Below are 17893 nucleotides of genomic sequence, written 5' to 3'. Positions count from 1 at the left end.
CCCCAGGAGCGTGGGGGCTGCGCTACTTCCTGACGCGGATCGTCGTGACCGCGGCCTTGCCGCTGCCGGCCTTGTTGGTCGCCCGAACCACGATCCGGTTCCTGCCCCGCACCAGCCGCGATCGCTTCAGCGTCGCCTTGCGGGCCCCGGCCGAGACGGTGCGCGTGAGCACGGCCTTGCCCTGGTGGCTGACCGTGATCCGGTAGCCGGTGATCGTCGCGCCGCCGGTGGACGACGGGACCGACCAGCGGACGACGCGCTTCTTGCTGCGGGCCTTGCCCGAGACCCGCAGGTTGCGGGGCTTGCTCGGCGCCTTGGCGACGACCTTGGTGAACAGCGGGGCGAACGTGCGCAGGCTGCTGTTGCCGAAGTTGGCGGTCACGATGCGGCGGTCGGCGCTCACCTGGACCGCGAACGGCTGGCTCATGCCGGTCGCGGCACCGGTGAGGGCGCGCTGCGGGGCCACGTTGCCGTCGGCGCCCTGGGGATAGGTCGTGACGGTGCTGGTGCCGACGTTGGACACGTAGAGCCTGCCGGTGTCGTCCTGACCGATGCCGGTCGGCTGCGAGAGCCCGGTCGCCCCGCCCACGATCGCGAGATCGGGAGCGACGTTGCCGTTCGCGCCCGCGCCAAAGGTCGAGACGCGGTTGCTCGCGGGGTCGGCGACCGCGAGGTCGCCGTCGGCCTGGTGGACGACACCACGCGGGCCGACCAGGCCGGTCGAGGCACCCGCGATCCGCCTGCTGGGCGCGGTGTTCCCGGTGGCCGACGGGCCGAAGGTGAGGACCGAGGCCGCGCTGGTCACGTAGACGGTGCCGTCGGGGTCCACGTCGATGCCGACGGGCGCGGACAGGGTCGTGGCCGCACCGGAGATCGTGGTGACGGGGGCGGCGTCGCCGTTGGCGTTGGGGGCGTAGACGGTGATCGAGGACGTTCCGAAGTTCGCGACGTAGATGAACCCGTTGGCGTCGACGTCGACCCCGGTCGGCGTGGAGAGCTTGGTCGCGGCGCCCTTGATCGTGCGGACGGGGTCCGCGTTGCCCGAGGCGCCCGGTGCGTAGACCGTGACGCTGGCCCCGGCCGAGCTGGTGGCGTAGGTGGTGCCGTTGGCGATGCGGTGGACGCCGGCGGGCTGGGCCAGCCCGGTGTCGACGCCGGCGACGACCGACGTCGGGCCGGTGTTGACGTTGTCGGCGACGGCGGAGCCACCGGCGAGGACGCCGGCGAGCAGGCCGCCCGTCGCCAGCAGGGCGACGGCCGGTCGGTGGAGCGTGGAGCGGTGCATGGTGGTCCTCCTGGGTGGTCGATGCCGCTCAGGAGCACGGGACGCCGTCGGTGATACGCCGACGGCGGACGGCGCTGTCGCCATCGGTGCCCGGGGTTGCCACAATGGGGCAATGGCTGCAAGCCCCGCGCCCGTCGAGCTCGACCGCCCCGAGACCGATCTCGTGGTGGAGCCCGACCTGCCCTGGGTCACCCTGGTCTGGAACGACCCGGTGAACCTGATGTCGTACGTGGCCTACGTCTTCCGGTCCTACTTCGGCTACTCCGACGCCAAGGCCGAGAAGCTCATGCTCGAGGTGCACCACGACGGCCGGTCTGCGGTCGCCAGCGGCAGCCGCGAGGAGATGGAGCGCCACGTGCAGGCCATGCACGACTACGGCCTGTGGGCCACCCTCGAGAAGTCCGGCTCCCAGTGAAGCCCTTCAAGCGACGACGCCGCGGCGGCATCGTGGGCGTCTTCGAGCCCACCGAGGCGCACCTGCTGCGCAACCTCCTCGGTCAGGTCGTCGAGCTGCTGCAGGACCGCACCGGGCCGAGCGAGTCGTCGCCCGACCCGTTGTTCGACCAGCTCGCGCCGGCGGCGTCGCACCTGCCGCCCGAGGACCCCGTGCTCCACCGGCTCCTGCCCGACGGGTACAGCGACGACGACGAGGCCTCCGGCGACTTCCGCCGCTACACCGAGCGCGGTCTGTCGACGGCCAAGGTGGCCAACGCCGAGGTCGTCATCGAGTCCCTCGTGCGCGGCGGCATGGATCCCGACGACGCCGACACCGCGCCCGTCGAGGTCGAGCTCGACCCGGGCGAGGTGCAGTCGTGGCTGCGCTCGCTCACCGACCTGCGTCTCGCGCTGGCCGTCCGCCTGGGCATCGAGACCGAGGAGGACGCCGAGGCCGCGTCCGAGAGCGACGACGAGCAGACGGTCGTCATGTCCGACATCTACGACTGGCTGGGCTACGTCCAGGAGACGCTCGTCGGCGCGATCGACTGAGGCTCAGCCCTCGGTCGGGGTGCGCGTGGTGGTCAGCTCGGCGACGGTGAACCGGTGCCGGCCGCCGCGCTTGGAGTCGTAGAGCGCCAGGTCGGCGGCGGCGAGCACGCTGGTCGCGGTCGTGGGGCCGTCGGTGATGGCGCACACGCCCACGCTGACGGTGATCTCGCGGTCGACCGTGGTGTAGCGCCCACGCACCTCGGCGTCCACACGTCCGATGATCGACCGGGCGGTCTCGACGGCGCGCTGCTCGCCGCCCTCGCACAGCAGCAGGGCGAACTCGTCGCCCCCGAGGCGTGCGGCGAGCTCGCCGTGGTCGCCGACGTGCTGGCGAAGCAGGTCGGCCACCTCGCGGATGAGGGCGTCCCCCGCCGCGTGGCCGAGCGTGTCGTTGACGGACTTGAAGTGGTCGATGTCGAGCAGCAGCAGGGACCCGGACGCGGTGCGGCCCGCCTCGGCGAGGTGCGTCTCGAGGGCGTGCGAGAACGCCCGGCGGTTCGCCAGGCCGCTCAGCGGGTCGTGGTTGGCCAGGAACTCCAGGTGCTGCTCGGCCAGCCTGCGCTCGGTGAGGTCGCGGGTGACCTTGCCGAAGCCGAGGAGGGTGCCGTCGCCGGAGCGCAGCGCGGTGATCACCACGTTGGCCCAGAAGGTGGTGCCGTCGCGGCGGACGCGCCAGCCCTCGTGCTCGGCCCGGCCCTGCATCTCGGCCTCGGTGAGGAGCGTGTCGCACAGGCCGCTCGCGGCGTCCGCGCGGGGGTAGAAGACCGAGAAGTGCCGGCCGACGATCTCCGCGGCCGTGTAGCCCTTGATGCGCGCGGCGCCGGCGTTCCAGCTCGACACGTGCCCGCCGGGGTCGAGGATCAGGACGGCGTAGTCGCTCAGCTCGTTGACGAGCTGCCCGATCGCGGCGTCGACGAACGCGCGGTCGCGCACCGCGTCGTCAGGGCCCTCACGATCCATGGTCCGGGATCCTACGGCGGACCACCGCCGTGGGGGCCCGATTCGGCGGATCCGGACGGACTAGAGGCCGAGACGTCCCAGGACGCGCTCGGTCGAGCGTCCGTCCTCGAGGCGGCAGAACGTGTCGGCGAACGCCGTGTACGCGTCCGCGTGCTCGGCGCGCAGGCGCGGCAGGTCGGCCAGGGCGTCGCCGACCTCCTCGGTGGTGCTGAGCACCGGGCCGGGCGCGACGGGGAGCAGGTCGAAGTAGAAGCCACGCGTGGAGTCGCGGTAGCGCTCGAGGTCGTAGGCGTCGAAGACGACGGGCTTGCCGGTGACGCAGAAGTCGAACATCACCGAGGAGTAGTCGGTGACGAGGACGTCGGCCGCGAGGTAGAGGTCGCGGATGTCGGGGTGGTACGACACGTCGGTGACGCCGTCGATCTCCTCGTGCGCCCAGCGTCCGGTGACCAGGTTGTGCAGGCGGACGAGCAGCTGGTACCCGTCGCCGAGCCGCTCGGTGAGCCGGGCGAGGTCGAGGCCCATCGTGATGGGGGAGCCGTCGGAGCGGTAGCCCTCGTCGTCGCGCCAGGTGGGCGCGTAGAGGACGGCGACCGTGTCGTCGGCCAGCCCGAGCTCGGCGCGGACACGACGGCGGACGGCGTCGCGGTCGGGGGCCTGCAGGGCGTCGTTGCGGGGGTAGCCGGTCTCCCAGACGTCGCCGTCGAAGCCGAACGCGCCGCGCAGGCGCGGGGTGCTCACCTCGTTGGGCGAGAGCAGCGCGTCCCAGCGGTCGACGTCCTGCTGCAGCCAGTCCAGGCGACCCTCGGGCGCCCAGAGCACGTCGTGGTGGACGCGCTTGAGCGGCGTGCCGTGCCACGTCTGCAGGTAGGTCGCGCCGGGCTTCTTGGTCCAGGTCAGCTCGATGTGGGACGAGGCGACCACGAGGTCGGCGTCCTCGAGCGCGGCGACGGCCGCCTCGCCCTGGACGGGGACGGTGCGGGCGTCCGCCGGGAAGGCGGCGGCGTGGTCGGGGTGCTCGAGCCAGGTGTGCTCCAGGCCGTCGCGGCCGAGCAGCGCCTCGTAGAGGGCCCGAGGGCTGTCGGAGTAACGCCCGTCGAAGCTGCTCCACACGATCTTCACCTGCTGATCGTAGGTGGGGGCCCGTCTCGCCGATCGAGCGGTGTCGGTCCGGATGCTGGGACGCAGATACGCTCGGAGGCGTGCTGACCATCGACGAGGCCATCCGCGACGCGATCGTCGCCCACGCCCGGCGCGACCACCCCGACGAGGCCTGCGGGGTCGTCGCGGGCGCCGAGGGGTCCGACCTGCCCACGCGGCACGTCCCCATGCTCAACGCGGCGATGTCGCCGACGTTCTACGAGTTCGACTCCACGGACCTGCTCCGTCTCTACAAGGACATGGACGCCCGCGACGAGGAGCCGGTGGTCGTCTACCACTCGCACACCGCGACCGAGGCGTACCCGTCGCGCACCGACATCGGCCTGGCCAACGAGCCGAACGCCCACTACGTGCTCGTGTCCACCCGCGAGACCGGCAACGACGACGGCCCGTACGACTTCCGGTCGTTCCGGATCGTCGACGGCGAGGTCACGGAGGAAGAAATCACCGTGGTCCCCGCTTCTACTTCACAGCACCCCTGACCAGCCACACCCCGAGCCAAGAGAGCGAGACACCCCAGACATGGCCATCGAGGTTCGCGTCCCCACCATCCTGCGCACGTACACCGGCGGCGAGAAGGCCGTCCAGACGTCGGGCGCCACGCTGTCCGAGGCGATCGACCAGCTCGAGGCCGACCACAGCGGCCTGAAGGAGCGTCTGGTCGAGGGCGGTCAGGTGCGCAAGTTCATCAACGTCTACGTCAACGACGAGGACGTGCGCTTCTCCGGCGGCATGGAGACCCCGCTGTCGGACGGCGACACCGTCGTCATCCTCCCCGCCGTCGCCGGCGGCTGAGCCGACGCCGTGCGTCACGACTCCCTGCTCGACTCGGTCGGCGGCACGCCCCTGGTGGGCCTGCCGACGCTCTCGCCCTCGCCCGACGTGCGGCTCTGGGCCAAGCTCGAGGACCAGAACCCCACCGGGTCCATCAAGGACCGGGCCGCCCTGGCGATGATCTTCCGGGCCGAGAAGGAGGGGCTGCTGCGCCCCGGCTGCACCATCCTCGAGCCCACGTCGGGCAACACCGGCATCTCCCTGGCCATGGCCGCGCGACTGCGCGGCTACCGGATGGTGTGCGTGATGCCGGAGAACACGTCCGAGGAGCGCAAGCAGCTGCTGCGCATGTGGGGCTCGGAGATCATCTCCTCGCCCGCCGCCGGTGGCTCCAACGAGGCCGTGCGCGTGGCCAAGCAGGTCGCGGCCGACCACCCCGACTGGGTGATGCTCTACCAGTACGGCAACCCCGCCAACGCCCAGGCGCACTACGAGGGCACCGGCCCCGAGATCCTCGCCGACCTGCCCGACGTCACCCACTTCGTCGCCGGTCTCGGTACCACCGGCACCCTGATGGGCGTCGGACGCTTCTTCCGCGAGCACAAGCCCGACGTCCGCATGGTCGCCGCCGAGCCGCGCTACGGCGAGCTCGTCTACGGCCTGCGCAACATCGACGAGGGCTTCGTCCCCGAGCTCTACGACGAGACCCTCATCGACGCCCGCTTCTCGGTCGGACCCCGTGACGCCGTGCGCCGCGTCCGCGAGCTGATCGACTCCGAGGGCATCTTCGCGGGCATCTCCACCGGCGCGATCCTGCACGCGGCGCTGGCGCAGGCGTCGAAGTCGGTCAAGGCCGGCGAGCGTGCCGACATCTGCTTCATCGTCTGCGACGGCGGCTGGAAGTACCTGTCCACCGGTGCCTACGAGGGCACCGTCGACGAGGCCGAGGAAGCCCTCGACGGGCAGCTCTGGGCCTGACCTACGGCCGGATCCCCCTCAGGAAGTCGTTGAGGGCCGAGGACTTGGCGTCGATCGTGCCGCGTGAGTCGATCACCAGCGTGTCGTAGACGCTCTTGGTGTCCGCGTCGCGCTGGTACTGCTCGAACCGGGCGTCCGAGCGGCCCCAGTCGCGCAGGTCGTTGAGCTCCCGGTTGGACAGCTCGCTGAGCGGCGGGAGCTTGCCGTCGTCGCCGAGCAGGCCGCTCAGCCGCTCCGGCAGCTGGTCGGGGTAGGCGTCGACCTTGGCCTGCGCGAACGTGTACGCGGCCGACGCGGTCTGCGCGGTGGAGTCGTTGACGTCGCCCACCTGGACGCCGTCCGGCAGTGGGGGCTCGGTGATGGCGCCCTGGACGACGAACTCGCCCAGGCCGCTGAACGCGCCGCTGGCGACCGCCGGGCCGACCGGGAGCGGGACCGCGCCGATCAGGCTGCCCAGGAAGTTCTTGCCCACCTGCGCCGCCAGCAGGTTGGCCTTGTAGTCCGCCACGTCCACGGCGTACTCGGTGCCCTTGTCGACGATCTCGGCGTTGACGCTGCCGGCGCCCACGAGCCCCTCGAGGTAGGCGGCCTCCTCGCCGGCGCGCTGCAGCTCGACGGGGTCGCCGGAGCGGATCGCCTCGTTGGCGCCGAGCTGCTCGTAGGCGCCCACCGTGATGCTGAGCCTGCGCATCGCGTCGTCGTCGGTGCCGACGAGCGTGAAGAAGCGGGCGCGGTCGCCGGCGTTGACGTTGAAGCTGTCGTCGCCGTCGGGCCCTGCCTCGGAGCCACCGGTCGGGGTGTCGGCGAACGCATCCAGGTTGGCCGCCGCGACCCCGGCGAAGCTGCGGGCGACGAACGGGTTGGCCCCGCCCACCGAGCTGGACTCGTCCTCGCCGACGTAGTCGCGCGGCACGCCCTGCATCAGGGAGCCGAAGGTGTTGGAGCCCGCGTCCTTCGTGCCGGTCTCCGTCGCGAACTCGATCAGGTCGCCGGAGGCCTGCAGACCCATCTGCTGGGTGCCCGGGTCGCCCATCGCGGCGGGGATCCAGTCGGTGTACTGCGCGACGGCCTTTCCCTGGTCGGGCCAGTCGAACAGGTAGAGCTCGCGCAGGTCGGCCGCGGCCCCGACGTCGGCGCGCGTGCTGCCGTCGTCGCCGTAGCCCTCGCCCGAGCCGTCGCGGGCCGCGTCGTGGAGCATCGTCGCGTTGGCGTCCTCGTTGCGGCTCGCGATGGACACGACGCCCTGGAGCCGGTCCTGCCAGTCGGTGCGGCTCTGGTCGCTGATCCAGTCCGTCATGTCGTCCTCCTTGACGGCGTGCTCGTTGACGCTGCCCGCGACGTCGGCCGCGGCGATCGTGAGGTCGCGCGAGGTCTGGTCGCCGGCCTCGACGTCCGCCGACGCGTGGCCGAGCAGGTCGGCGAGCTCGCCGAACTTCTCCCCGCCCTCGATCTTGTAGGGCAGGTAGGCCACGCCCTCGCCGGCGTAGCTGTAGTCGGTGTCGACCTTCGTCCGGTCGGCGAGGGCGTCCTTGACCGACTGGGGGAGCGCGTCGGCGCCCAGGCCCTCGCCGAGGTCCTCGTCGCTCGACAGGAGCAGACCGTCGGCGAGGTCGTTGAGCATCGCGTCCTGGGTGGCCTGGTCGAAGCCGGGGAGCTTCTCCGAGACGGTCCTCGTCGTGGTGACGGGCACCGGGTAGCCCATGTAGCCCGAGACGGTCGTCTGCGTGGTCCGCACCTCGTCGACGAGGTGCTCGTCCTGCTTGATCCAGTCGGTGAACCGCTGGAGCCCGCCCTCGGTCCGGTCGAGGTCGCCGTAGAAGGTCCTCAGGTAGTCCGCCGACGTGCCGGGCAGTGTCCGGCCGCCCCGCTGGCCAGCGATGCCCACGGCGGTCAGGAGCGACAGCCCGCTCATCGCCTCACGGGTGCCGGCGTCGTCGGTCCTGCGGTCCATCGCGCCGATGATCGTGGCGGCGTCGGCGCTGGCCTGGCCGGCGTCCCAGCCACCGACCCGCCGGCCGAGCGCCTCCCACACGTCGTCGGTGACGTCGGGGTTCTCGCGCAGCCAGGCCGCCAGGTCGGCGTCGGACATGTCGCGGACGGCGTCCAGGCCCTCGGACTCCTTCTCCACCGCCGCGAGCAGCGTCCCCTGGTCCGTCAGCAGGTCACGCCGGACCGAGAGCAGCTCGGCCGACGAGATGGCGTCCTCGTCGTGGAGCAGCGCGAGGCCCTGGCCGTTGGGGCCGCGGTCGAGGTGGCCGGCGATCAGCGCGGCCTCGTCGTCGAGCGCCGCGGTCAGCCGCTGCTCCTCGCGCTCGAGCTCCTGACGCAGACCGGCCTCCACCGGTGGCGTCTCGCTCGCCTCGCGCCACCGCGTGTTGAGCGGCCCGATGTCGCGGTTGTAGCCCTCGACGGCGGTCGCCCAGAGCCGCAGCAGGCCGCCGGCGAACACCGACGCGTCGGCGAGGTCGCGCGCCTGGGCGATCGTCGGGTCGGCGCTCTGCGACAGCGGCGTCACGAGCAGGCCCTCGGTGTGCGTGGCGGCGTCCCGGGTACGGGTGCGGACGTCGTCGCCGAGCGCCTGCAGATCGGTGCGCGCGGCGGTGAGGCGGTCGGCCTCGGCGCGGACGGCCTCCGGGGAGGAGGCGTGGGCGGGGAACAGGTCGATCTCCGGCATGTCTGCTGCGTCCTTCGGTGTGGTCACCCCCGTGGCCGAGCACGAAACTAGGACCGCAGGGGGTCACGTCCACGCGAACGGGCGGACCGCCGCAGCGAAACAGTCATCGAGAGCGGGTCAGATGCCCGTTCGTGTGGGGTGGCCGAAGCCGAGGCGCAGCAGACGCATGGCGCTCGCGAGCGGCGACAGCGTCGTCGACGCGGCCAGCAGGTGCCCCACCGGCCCGGGCACCGCCTCGCGGGCCACCAGGGGCGTCATCGGCACGTCCTCCAGGGCGACGAGCCCGGGGTGCTGCCGGGCCAGCGAGCGCGCGCCGCGCGTCGACCAGCGGAACCGGACGTCGTCGCGCGCGACGACCTTCAGCAGGCGGCTGACGGGCAGCACCCACCGTCCGACGGCGTCGAAGCAGATCTCTCCGGGAGAGCGACGGGCGGCCAGGTGGTCCAGCAGCGTCTCGACGGCGTCGGGCTCGAGGTACATGAGCAGGCCCTCGGCGACGACGAGCGTCGGCCGGTCGTCGGGGAGGTCGCGCCACAGGGCGGGATCGGTGGCCGAGGCAGCCAGCGTGACGACGTCGTCCGGGAGGTCGTAGACCGGGCGGCGCAGCTCGACCACGTCGGGCAGGTCGACGTCGGTCCAGGCCGACGTGGCGGGCCGGCGCACGCGCAGGACCCGGCTGTCGAGCCCGCAGGCGAGGTTGACCACCTGCCCGTCGGGGTGCCGGTCGAGGAACTGCTGGGTCCAGCGGTCGAGCTCGCGCCCGCGCGTGGCGATGGTGCGGATGTCGCCGCGCAGCAGGGCCAGGCGCCGCGCGTCGACCTCCACCCGGTCGAGCACCTGCTGCGCCCACGGGTCGCCGAGCACCGGGCGGGACGACCGGGCGTCGACCGCCCGCAGGTACAGCGTCCACAGCAGGGTCTCGCTGACGCCGCGCAGGGGGCGTGGTCGGCTCATCCTCCGATGGTGCCCCTCGCGGCCCGGGGGTGCCATGCGGCACAGTGGCGTCGTGCGCGACATCGTCGTCTTCTCCGGCAACGCCCACCCCGCCCTGGCCGACGCCATCGCCGGGCAGCTGGGCATCTCGGTCTCACCGGTCGACATCACCCGGTTCTCCAACGACTGCCTGCAGGTGCAGCTGCACGCCAACTGCCGCCAGCGCGACGTCTACGTCGTCCAGCCGCTGGTGCCGCCCACGCAGGAGCACCTGATGGAGCTGCTGCTGATGCTCGACGCCGCCCGTGGCGCGTCGGCCGCCCAGGTGACGGCGGTCATCCCGCACTACGCCTACGCCCGCTCGGACAAGAAGGACGCGTCGCGCATCTCGATCGCGGGACGACTCGTGGCCGACATGCTGACGACGGCCGGCGCCGACCGCGTCCTCACCATGACGCTGCACGCCCCGCAGGTGCACGGGTTCTTCTCGGTGCCGGTCGACCACCTGACGGCCATCGGCGAGCTGGCCGCGCACTACGCCGACCGCGACCTCACCGACACCGTCGTGGTCTCGCCCGACCTCGGCAACGCCAAGACCGCCACGCTGTTCGCCCGCCTGCTCGGCGTGCCGGTCGCGGCCGGGAGCAAGCAGCGTCTGGCCGACGACCGCGTGGTCATCGACGCCATCGTCGGCGACGTGTCGGGCAAGCGCGCCATCGTCCTCGACGACGAGATCGCCACCGGCGGCTCGATCATCCAGCTGATGGACAAGCTGGAGCAGGAGGGCTGCGTCGAGGCGTCCGTCGCCTGCACGCACGGCCTGTTCACCGGCAAGGCGGTCGAGCGGCTGCGCTCGCACCCGGGCATCACCGAGGTGCTCACCACCGACACCGTGCCGGCGCCCGCGGACTGGCCCGAGCTGCGGACGAGGTCCGTCGCGCCGCTGTTCGCCGAGGCCGTCCAGCGCATCCACGCCGGGGAGTCGGTCAGCTCGCTGTTCGACGGCGTCGACCCGGCGCACGGCCCGCCGCAGCCTCATTTGCCCCTCTGAGGACCCGTCACGGCCTCCCGGCCGCGGACAGGTCCGCGCACACCGCACCCCGGTTGCCGTCCGGGTCGGCGAGCACGGTGAAACCCGGCGACTCGGAGTCGTCGACGACGGTGCCGCCCGCGGCGACGGCCGCGGCGACCCGCTCGGCGGCCGTCTCCGGCGCCACCCAGACCTCGACGTGGACGCGCTGACGCGACGGGGCGTGGTCGTCGGCGTCGTCGAACCACAGGTTCGGCACCCGGTTCGTGGCGTCGCGGATCTCGTCACCGGGGGTGCCGCGCCCCTGCGAGTCCGGGCTCCCGGTGAGCAGGGCGGCCCACATCGGGGCGATCGTCGCCGACCGCGCGGTGTCGACGCCCAGCTCCATCTCGCAGGTCGCGGAGGGGTCCGGTGCGACGCCCTGCTCGGCGGCGATCCCGCTGATCCGTCGGGCGAGGTCGACGTCCTGCTGGGTGACCCACTCGACGACGTGCTCGGTGCCCTCGTCGTCGCGGTACACCGCGTCGGCGCTGACGAGCTCGAGGTCGACGTGGCCGCTGCCGATCGAGGCGCGCGGATGGTGCCCGACCGCGTCGCCCGCCTCGCCCACGGCGGCGACGAACCGCACGCCCGCTCCGAAGTCGTCGACCAGGAACCGGGCGTGGAGTCCCTGGGCGAGCTTGCGCCAGTCGGCGAGGTGGGCCTGGGCGATCGCGTCGCCCCGCAGCATGTCCATGCCCGCGGACCCTAGACCCGATCAGGGGGCCGTGGCACCGGCCAGAATGGGGGGAGGGGACAGCCGCGCACAGAGAAGTGTCGTCGTGGCATGGGGGGTCGACAACGGTCCCGAAGGATTTTCTCTGACTGATTCGCAGCTGTCCCCTACGAGAAGAAATCTAGGTCCGACGGCGAGGGGCCCGCCGTCGATTGGACGAAATTCATCCACCTGGACGAGGCGTCGCCGCGAGACGCGACTCACGCGAGCGTTGGCCCACGTTCGTTTCGTTTCCGACACCGGCTCGTCATACGCTCGGCCACGTGAGCGACGCACCCATCGGGATCTTCGACTCGGGATTCGGAGGCCTCACGGTGGCGCGCGCCGTCCTGGACCAGCTGCCGCACGAGCCGGTGCTCTACCTGGGCGACACCGCGCGTCAGCCCTACGGTCCGCAGCCCATCGCCGCCGTCCGCGAGCACGCGCTCGAGTGCCTGGACCACCTGGTCGCCCGGGGCGTCAAGGCGCTGGTCATCGCGTGCAACTCCGCCAGCGCCGCGGTGCTGCGCGACGCGCGCGAGCGCTACGACGTCCCGGTGGTCGAGGTCATCGTCCCGGCCACCCGCCGCGCCGCCGCCGCCACGCGCAACGGGCGCGTCGGCGTCATCTGCACGCAGGCCACCGCCGCGTCGCGGGCCTACGACGACGCGTTCGCCGCCAACCCCGGCATCGAGCTGCACACGCAGGCGTGCCCCCGCTTCGTCGAGCTCGTGGAGGCCGGCGTCACCGGCGGGCCCGAGCTGCAGGCCGTCGCCGCCGAGTACCTCGCTCCGCTCGTGCGCGCCGACATCGACACCCTCGTCCTCGGCTGCACCCACTACCCGCTGCTCACCGGCGCCATCTCCTACGCGGTCGGCGACGGCGTCACACTCGTCTCGAGCGCCGAGGAGTGCGCGCAGGACGTCTACGCGCTGCTCGAGCGCGGTGGGCTGGTGCGCGACGTCGCGCTGCCCGAGCCCGACCACCGCTTCCTGACCACCGGGCACCCCGGATCGTTCCGCGAGCTGGGCCGCAGGTTCCTCGGCCCCGAGCTCGACGTCGTCGACCAGTTCGCGCAGGTGGCCGTGTGACCGACCAGATGACCCTCACCGTCGTGGGGTGCGCGGGCTCGTTCCCCGCCCCCGACTCGCCCACCAGCTGCTACCTCGTGCAGGCGCCGCACGAGGGCGGCACGTTCAACCTGCTGCTCGACCTCGGCAGCGGCGCGCTCGGCCCGCTGCAGAGCCACGTCAGCCTCGACGACGTCCACGCGGTCGCGCTGTCGCACCTGCACGCCGACCACTGCCTGGACCTCACCGGCTACTACGTGGTGCGCAAGTACCACCCCGACGGCGCGCTGCCGCGCATCCCCGTCCACGGGCCCTCGGGCACCGCCGACCGTCTCGCCCGCGCCTACGACCTGCCGCTCGACCCCGGCATGACCGCGGAGTTCGACTTCCACGAGTGGCACGCCGGCGAGCCCACCGCCGTGGGCCCGTTCGAGATCAGCGTCGTGCTCGTCGACCACCCCGTCGAGGCGTACGCGCTGCGCGTGGCCTGGCGCGACAAGGTCCTGGTCTACTCCGGCGACACCGGCCCCACCGACGCCCTGGTCGACCTCGCCGGCGGCGCCGACGTCCTGCTGTGCGAGGCGTCGTTCGTCGAGTCGGCCGTCAACCCCGAGCACCTGCACCTGACGGGCGCCCAGGCCGGCGACCACGCCACCCGCGCCGGCGTCGGGCGCCTGCTCATCACCCACGTGCCGGCCTGGACCGACCGCGACGAGGTCGTCGCCGACGCCAAGTCCACCTGGAACGGCGACCTCGACCTCGTGAACGCCGGGGACGTCTTCGTCGTCTGACCGGCGAGTGAGAGGGTTGCGGCATGAGTGATGCTGCACGCCCGGACGGCCGCGCCGTCGACGAGCTCCGCCCCGTCAGGTTCACCCGCGCCTGGGCCGACCACCCCGCAGGCTCGGTGCTCGTGGAGTTCGGACGCACCCGCGTCCTGTGCTCGGCGAGCGTCACCAAGGGCGTCCCGCGGTGGCGCCGTGACTCCGGCCTCGGGTGGCTCACCGCCGAGTACGCGATGCTGCCGGCGGCCACCAACACCCGCTCGGACCGCGAGTCGGTCAAGGGCCGCGTGGGCGGACGCACCCACGAGATCTCGCGCCTGGTCGGACGCTCGCTGCGCGCCGCGATCGACCTCGCGCAGCTCGGCGAGAACACCATCAACCTCGACTGCGACGTGCTCCAGGCCGACGGCGGCACCCGCACCGCGGCCATCACCGGCGCCTACGTGGCGCTCGCCGACGCCGTCGCGTCGCTGCGGGCCGACGGCGCGCTCAAGGGCGAGCCGCTCAAGGACTCCGTCGCCGCGATCTCCGTGGGCATCGTCGACGGTCGCCCCGTCCTCGACCTGCCGTACGTCGAGGACGTCGCGGCCGAGACCGACATGAACGTCGTGATGACCGGCGGCGGCACGTTCGTCGAGGTCCAGGGCACCGCCGAGGGTGCGCCGTTCGACCGCGCCGAGCTCGACGCGCTGCTCGCGCTGGCCGAGAAGGGCTGCGCCGACCTCACCCGCATGCAGGCCGAGGCCCTGGCGTCGTGACCCCGCCGCGCCGCACGGTCGTCCTGGCCACGCACAACCACAAGAAGCTCGCCGAGCTGCGCCGCATCGTCACGCCGGCCGTGCCCGACGTCGAGGTGCTGGGGCTGGACGACATCGGCGACTTCGAGGAGCCCGTCGAGGACGCGCCCACGTTCGAGGGCAACGCGCTGATCAAGGCGCGGGCGGCCTTCGCCGCCACGGGCATCCCGTCGCTGGCCGACGACTCCGGTCTGTGCGTCGACGCGCTCAACGGGATGCCCGGCGTGCTGTCGGCCCGCTGGTCGGGCCCGCCCAAGAGCGACGAGCGCAACAACACGCTGCTGCTGGCCCAGCTCGAGGACGTGCCCGACGAGCGACGCGGCGCCCAGTTCCGCTGCGCGATGGCGATGGTCGACGGGTCGGTCGAGCGCGTCGAGACCGGAGAGATGCGCGGCCACCTGCTGCGCGCGCCCCAGGGCGACGGCGGCTTCGGCTACGACCCACTGTTCGTCGCCGAGGGCTACGACGGCGTCTCGACCGCCGAGCTGTCGCCGGAGGACAAGGACGCCATCAGCCACCGCGGACGCGCGCTGGTGCTGATGGTGCCGCACGTCGCCGCCCTGATCAGCTGACGCCCGTGTTCCGCGTCCTGTACTTCGAGCCGCGCATCCCGCCCAACACGGGCAACGCGATCCGGCTGTCGGCCGCCACGGGCGTCGAGCTCCACCTGGTGGAGCCGCTCGGCTTCGACCTCTCGGACGCCAACCTGCGCCGCGCCGGCCTGGACTACCACGACCTCGCGTCGATGACCGTCCACCCGGACCTCGAGACCGCGTGGGAGGCGCTCGCCCCCGAGCGCGTCTTCGCGTTCACCACCCGCGGCGACGTGATGTTCCAGGACGTCGCCTACCAGCCCGGCGACGTCCTGATGTTCGGCCCCGAGCCCACCGGGCTGCCCGACCACGTCGTCGAGGACCCGCACGTGACGGCCCGCGTCCGCGTCCCCATGCTCCCGGCCCGCCGCTCGCTCAACCTCGCCAACACCACCGCGATCGTCGTCTACGAGGCCTGGCGCCAGCACGGGTTCGCCGGAGGCCTCTGACCTGGCACCCTGGGCGGGTGACCCCGCTCTGGGAGACCCCGGCACCCGCGGTGCTGCCCCGCGCGCTGCGTCCGTTCGTCTCGGCGATGCACGGCTACGCCGCCTCCGGCCTGACGCCCGACGTCCACCGCGGCCTGCCGGGACGGTCGCTGACGCTCGTCCTCGCCCTGGTCGACCCGCTCGCCGTGGCGCCGTCGGGGGACGCGTGGCGCGCGGGCGACGTCCAGACCCAGTGGTCGACCCTGGGCGGCCTGCACTCCGAGCCCGCGTACGTCGTGCAGCCCGGACGGTGGGCGGGCGTCCAGCTCGACCTGCACCCGCTGGGCGCGCGCCGGCTCCTCGGGCTGCCCGCGTCCGCGCTGCCGCTCGACCGCTACGACGCGCGCGACCTGCTCGGCGACGCCGAGGTGCGGCTGCACGACCGGCTGCAGGCGGCGACGTCGTGGGACGCGCGGTACGCCGTCGTCACGGGCTTCCTGCTCGACCGGCTCGCCACCACCGACGACCGTCCGCGCGTGCGCCGCGAGGTGGTCGAGGCGTGGCGCTGGCTCGGCGCCCGCCGCGGCGCGGGCACGGTCACCGAGCTGAGCGACCACCTCGGTCTCGGACGACGCCGTCTCGCGCAGCTGTTCGGCGGCGAGGTGGGCGTCACGCCCAAGACGGCGGCGCGCCTGATGCGCTTCGACGCCGCCCGGCGGGTCGTCGGCGAGCGCGTGAGCGCGGGGGAGGGCCTGGACCTGACGGGCGTCGCCGTCGCCCACGGGTACTACGACCACGCCCACCTGGTGCGGGAGTTCACCGAGTTCACCGGCCTGAGCCCGACGGCGTGGGTGCGCGCCGAGGTCGCAAACGTCCAAGCCGCGGTGCGCGTCGAGCAGGCAGGGTGAGACCCATGAGCGAGAACACCACGGCACCCACGTTCGTCTACCCGGCCTTCCAGGCCCACGACCCGCGCGCGGTCATCGACTTCCTCGTCGGCCTCGGCTTCACCGAGAACGTCGCCTACGCCGACGACGCCGGCGTCATCCAGCACGCCCAGGTCGACTGGCCCGAGGGCGGCGGCGTCATGCTCGGCATCCACAAGCCCGACGGCCCGTTCACCCAGCAGCCCGGCACCACGTCGGTCTACGTCGTCACCGCCGACGTCGACGCCGTGCACGCCCGCGCCGTCGCGATCGGGGCGGATATCGACCGTCCGCTCGAGGCCCCCGACTACGGCGGCAAGGAGTTCGGCCTCCGCGACCCCGAGGGCAACCAGTGGGGCTTCGGCACCTACGCGGGCGAGCCGCGGAAGGCCTGAGTGCCGACGGCGGGACTCGAACCCGCACACCCGGAGGCACAGGAACCTAAATCCTGCGTGTCTGCCAGTTCCACCACGTCGGCGCAGCGCCCAGCCTAGGGCCTGCCCCTCCCCACGATTCGACGCGTTTCGGTCGTCGACACGCCGTGCCGCACGACGGAAACCGGTCGAATCGTGGAGCGGACGGACGCCGCGGCGAGCGTCAGGCGTCGATGGGGGCCATGCCGAGGTCGCGGCGGAGCTTGGCGACGTGGCCGGTGGCCTTGACGTTGTACTGCGCGACCTCGATGCGGCCCTCCTCGTCGACGACGAACGTCGAGCGGATGACGCCCTCGACGACCTTGCCGTAGAGCTTCTTCTCGCCGAACGCGCCCCAGGCCTTGAGCACGTCGCGCTCGGGGTCCGACAGCAGCGTGACGGTCAGGGAGTCCTGCGAGCGGAACTTCGCGATCTTCTCCGGGCTGTCGGGCGAGATGCCGAGGACGGTGTAGCCCTCGGCGTCGAGGTCCTGCTCGTTCTTGGTGAAGTCGCAGGCCTGCGTCGCGCACCCGGGCGTCATCGCCGCGGGGTAGAAGTACACGATGACCTTGCGTCCACGCAGGTCGGACAGCGTGATCTCGTTGCCGCTGTCGTCGGGCAGGGTGAAGTCCGGGGCCTGGTCGCCAGGCGCGAGGCGTGCGTTCATGCGTCCATCCTCCCGTATCGGTAACGTGACACCCTCAGCAGCACGGCGACACCCCTAGACGAGGAGCAGACAGTGGCCGACGGCCCGGACGCGAATGCCAAGCCCGACGACCTGGTCGACGACATCGAGCAGGTGCGCGAGCGCCTCGCGTCGACGATCGACCAGCTCGTCTACCGCGTGAAGCCGGCCACGATCGCCTCGCGCGGCGTCGCGAGCGTCAAGGCCAAGTTCGTCAACCCCGACGGCTCGCCGCGCTTCGAGACGATCCTGCCCGTCGCCGGTGGCGTCGTGGCGTTCGTCGGCCTCGTGGTCGTCATCCGCAAGCTCGTCAACGACTAACGCGCCCGCCCGTGAGCGCCGACCGGCCGCCCATCCGCATGCTGCACGACCGCGTCCTGGTCTCGCAGGACCGCGAGAGCGGCGAGCGTCGCTCGGGCGGCGGCATCGTCATCCCCGCCACCGCGGCCATGGGACGCCGGCTCGCCTGGGCCAAGGTCGACGCCGTCGGCCCGCACGTGCGCAGCGTCGAGGTCGGCGACCGCGTGCTCTACGACCCCGACGACCGCGCCGAGGTCGAGGTGCGCGGCGACGACTACGTGCTGCTCCGCGAGCGCGACGTGCACGCGGTCGCGGCCGAGCGCATCGACGGCGGTCAGACCGGTCTGTACCTCTAGGGTC

General features: G+C 72.6%; 22 protein-coding genes and 1 tRNA gene. 15 read left to right on the top strand and 8 right to left on the bottom strand.

Annotated elements, in window-relative coordinates; genetic code table 11:
- Positions 1-22 precede the first annotated feature (22 nt).
- A complete protein-coding gene (locus ACI6PP_RS01790) occupies positions 23-1285 on the bottom strand; it encodes a fibronectin type III domain-containing protein (protein ID WP_421108554.1) in 1263 nt (420 codons plus the stop codon).
- Positions 1286-1397: 112 nt separating this feature from the next.
- Here ACI6PP_RS01790 and clpS point away from each other — a divergent pair, with 112 nt between their 5' ends.
- Both clpS and ACI6PP_RS01780 read left to right on the top strand, forming a co-directional pair.
- Entirely contained in the window at positions 1398-1700 is a 303-nt protein-coding gene (gene clpS / locus ACI6PP_RS01785; protein WP_421108552.1) for an ATP-dependent Clp protease adapter ClpS, read from the top strand.
- Positions 1697-2272 (top strand): DUF2017 domain-containing protein, encoded by a 576-nt coding sequence (locus tag ACI6PP_RS01780; protein ID WP_421108550.1) that lies wholly within the window; start codon positions 1697-1699, stop codon positions 2270-2272. Before clpS ends, ACI6PP_RS01780 begins: the two co-directional genes overlap by 4 nt.
- A gap of 3 nt (positions 2273-2275) precedes the next feature.
- Here ACI6PP_RS01780 and ACI6PP_RS01775 read toward each other — a convergent pair whose 3' ends face one another.
- Both ACI6PP_RS01775 and ACI6PP_RS01770 read right to left on the bottom strand, forming a co-directional pair.
- On the bottom strand, positions 2276-3232 hold the full coding sequence (locus ACI6PP_RS01775; protein ID WP_421108548.1) for a GGDEF domain-containing protein: 957 nt from the start codon (positions 3230-3232) through the stop codon (positions 2276-2278).
- 60 nt (positions 3233-3292) lie between these two features.
- Complete coding sequence (locus ACI6PP_RS01770; RefSeq protein ID WP_421108546.1) at positions 3293-4354, bottom strand: CDP-glycerol glycerophosphotransferase family protein; 1062 nt, start codon at positions 4352-4354, stop codon at positions 3293-3295.
- A gap of 80 nt (positions 4355-4434) precedes the next feature.
- Here ACI6PP_RS01770 and ACI6PP_RS01765 point away from each other — a divergent pair, with 80 nt between their 5' ends.
- The 3 genes from ACI6PP_RS01765 to ACI6PP_RS01755 are packed head-to-tail and all read left to right on the top strand — an operon-like array spanning position 4435 to position 6145.
- Positions 4435-4875 (top strand): M67 family metallopeptidase, encoded by a 441-nt coding sequence (locus tag ACI6PP_RS01765; protein WP_421108544.1) that lies wholly within the window; start codon positions 4435-4437, stop codon positions 4873-4875.
- Between the two features lie 40 nt (positions 4876-4915).
- Positions 4916-5188: a MoaD family protein gene (locus ACI6PP_RS01760; RefSeq protein ID WP_421108543.1), complete on the top strand. Its 273-nt coding sequence runs from the start codon at positions 4916-4918 to the stop codon at positions 5186-5188.
- Between the two features lie 9 nt (positions 5189-5197).
- Positions 5198-6145, top strand: coding sequence for a PLP-dependent cysteine synthase family protein (locus ACI6PP_RS01755; protein WP_421108541.1), 948 nt, complete (start codon positions 5198-5200; stop codon positions 6143-6145).
- 1 nt (position 6146) lies between these two features.
- Here ACI6PP_RS01755 and ACI6PP_RS01750 read toward each other — a convergent pair whose 3' ends face one another.
- Both ACI6PP_RS01750 and ACI6PP_RS01745 read right to left on the bottom strand, forming a co-directional pair.
- Positions 6147-8819, bottom strand: a complete 2673-nt coding sequence (locus ACI6PP_RS01750) for a TPR repeat domain-containing protein (RefSeq protein ID WP_421108539.1) — start codon at positions 8817-8819, stop codon at positions 6147-6149.
- Positions 8820-8936: 117 nt separating this feature from the next.
- Complete coding sequence (locus tag ACI6PP_RS01745; protein ID WP_421108538.1) at positions 8937-9773, bottom strand: class I SAM-dependent methyltransferase; 837 nt, start codon at positions 9771-9773, stop codon at positions 8937-8939.
- A 52-nt stretch (positions 9774-9825) separates the two neighbouring features.
- Between ACI6PP_RS01745 and ACI6PP_RS01740 the strand changes: the two genes are divergently transcribed.
- Positions 9826-10803, top strand: coding sequence for a ribose-phosphate diphosphokinase (locus tag ACI6PP_RS01740; protein ID WP_421108536.1), 978 nt, complete (start codon positions 9826-9828; stop codon positions 10801-10803).
- A 7-nt stretch (positions 10804-10810) separates the two neighbouring features.
- Here ACI6PP_RS01740 and ACI6PP_RS01735 read toward each other — a convergent pair whose 3' ends face one another.
- Positions 10811-11518, bottom strand: coding sequence for a 4a-hydroxytetrahydrobiopterin dehydratase (locus ACI6PP_RS01735; protein ID WP_421108535.1), 708 nt, complete (start codon positions 11516-11518; stop codon positions 10811-10813).
- Between the two features lie 302 nt (positions 11519-11820).
- Here ACI6PP_RS01735 and murI point away from each other — a divergent pair, with 302 nt between their 5' ends.
- From murI to ACI6PP_RS01700, 7 genes are read left to right on the top strand one after another with little or no spacing between them, the layout of a single operon-like run.
- Positions 11821-12627, top strand: a complete 807-nt coding sequence (gene murI, locus ACI6PP_RS01730) for a glutamate racemase (protein ID WP_421108534.1) — start codon at positions 11821-11823, stop codon at positions 12625-12627.
- Complete coding sequence (locus ACI6PP_RS01725) at positions 12624-13397, top strand: MBL fold metallo-hydrolase (RefSeq protein ID WP_421108532.1); 774 nt, start codon at positions 12624-12626, stop codon at positions 13395-13397. The genes murI and ACI6PP_RS01725 overlap by 4 nt, the downstream gene beginning before the upstream one ends.
- A 23-nt stretch (positions 13398-13420) precedes the next feature.
- A complete protein-coding gene (gene rph, locus ACI6PP_RS01720; protein WP_421108530.1) occupies positions 13421-14149 on the top strand; it encodes a ribonuclease PH in 729 nt (242 codons plus the stop codon).
- Entirely contained in the window at positions 14146-14760 is a 615-nt protein-coding gene (locus ACI6PP_RS01715; protein ID WP_421108528.1) for a non-canonical purine NTP pyrophosphatase, read from the top strand. The genes rph and ACI6PP_RS01715 overlap by 4 nt, the downstream gene beginning before the upstream one ends.
- 5 nt (positions 14761-14765) lie before the next feature.
- On the top strand, positions 14766-15230 hold the full coding sequence (locus ACI6PP_RS01710; RefSeq protein ID WP_421108526.1) for a tRNA (cytidine(34)-2'-O)-methyltransferase: 465 nt from the start codon (positions 14766-14768) through the stop codon (positions 15228-15230).
- Positions 15231-15247: 17 nt separating this feature from the next.
- Positions 15248-16117 carry an AraC family transcriptional regulator gene (locus ACI6PP_RS01705; protein WP_421108524.1) on the top strand — a complete coding sequence of 290 codons (870 nt, stop codon included), beginning with the start codon at positions 15248-15250 and terminating at the stop codon, positions 16115-16117.
- Positions 16118-16122: 5 nt separating this feature from the next.
- Positions 16123-16530, top strand: a complete 408-nt coding sequence (locus ACI6PP_RS01700) for a VOC family protein (RefSeq protein ID WP_421108522.1) — start codon at positions 16123-16125, stop codon at positions 16528-16530.
- A 1-nt stretch (position 16531) separates the two neighbouring features.
- Here the strand turns inward: ACI6PP_RS01700 and ACI6PP_RS01695 are convergent.
- Positions 16532-16613 (bottom strand) — tRNA-Leu (locus tag ACI6PP_RS01695).
- A 119-nt stretch (positions 16614-16732) separates the two neighbouring features.
- The gene (gene bcp, locus ACI6PP_RS01690) at positions 16733-17215 is read right to left on the bottom strand and encodes a thioredoxin-dependent thiol peroxidase (RefSeq protein WP_421108520.1); all 483 of its coding nucleotides are present in this window, start codon (positions 17213-17215) and stop codon (positions 16733-16735) included.
- Positions 17216-17287: 72 nt separating this feature from the next.
- Between bcp and ACI6PP_RS01685 the strand changes: the two genes are divergently transcribed.
- Positions 17288-17554: a DUF3618 domain-containing protein gene (locus ACI6PP_RS01685; protein WP_421108518.1), complete on the top strand. Its 267-nt coding sequence runs from the start codon at positions 17288-17290 to the stop codon at positions 17552-17554.
- 38 nt (positions 17555-17592) lie between these two features.
- A complete protein-coding gene (locus tag ACI6PP_RS01680; RefSeq protein WP_421108602.1) occupies positions 17593-17889 on the top strand; it encodes a GroES family chaperonin in 297 nt (98 codons plus the stop codon).
- Positions 17890-17893 lie beyond the last annotated feature (4 nt).

This window comes from Solicola agrisoli, from assembly GCF_049059935.1.
Taxonomy (GTDB): domain Bacteria; phylum Actinomycetota; class Actinomycetes; order Propionibacteriales; family Nocardioidaceae; genus JAURVT01.
This window is presented reverse-complemented; position numbering and strand designations above follow the sequence as displayed.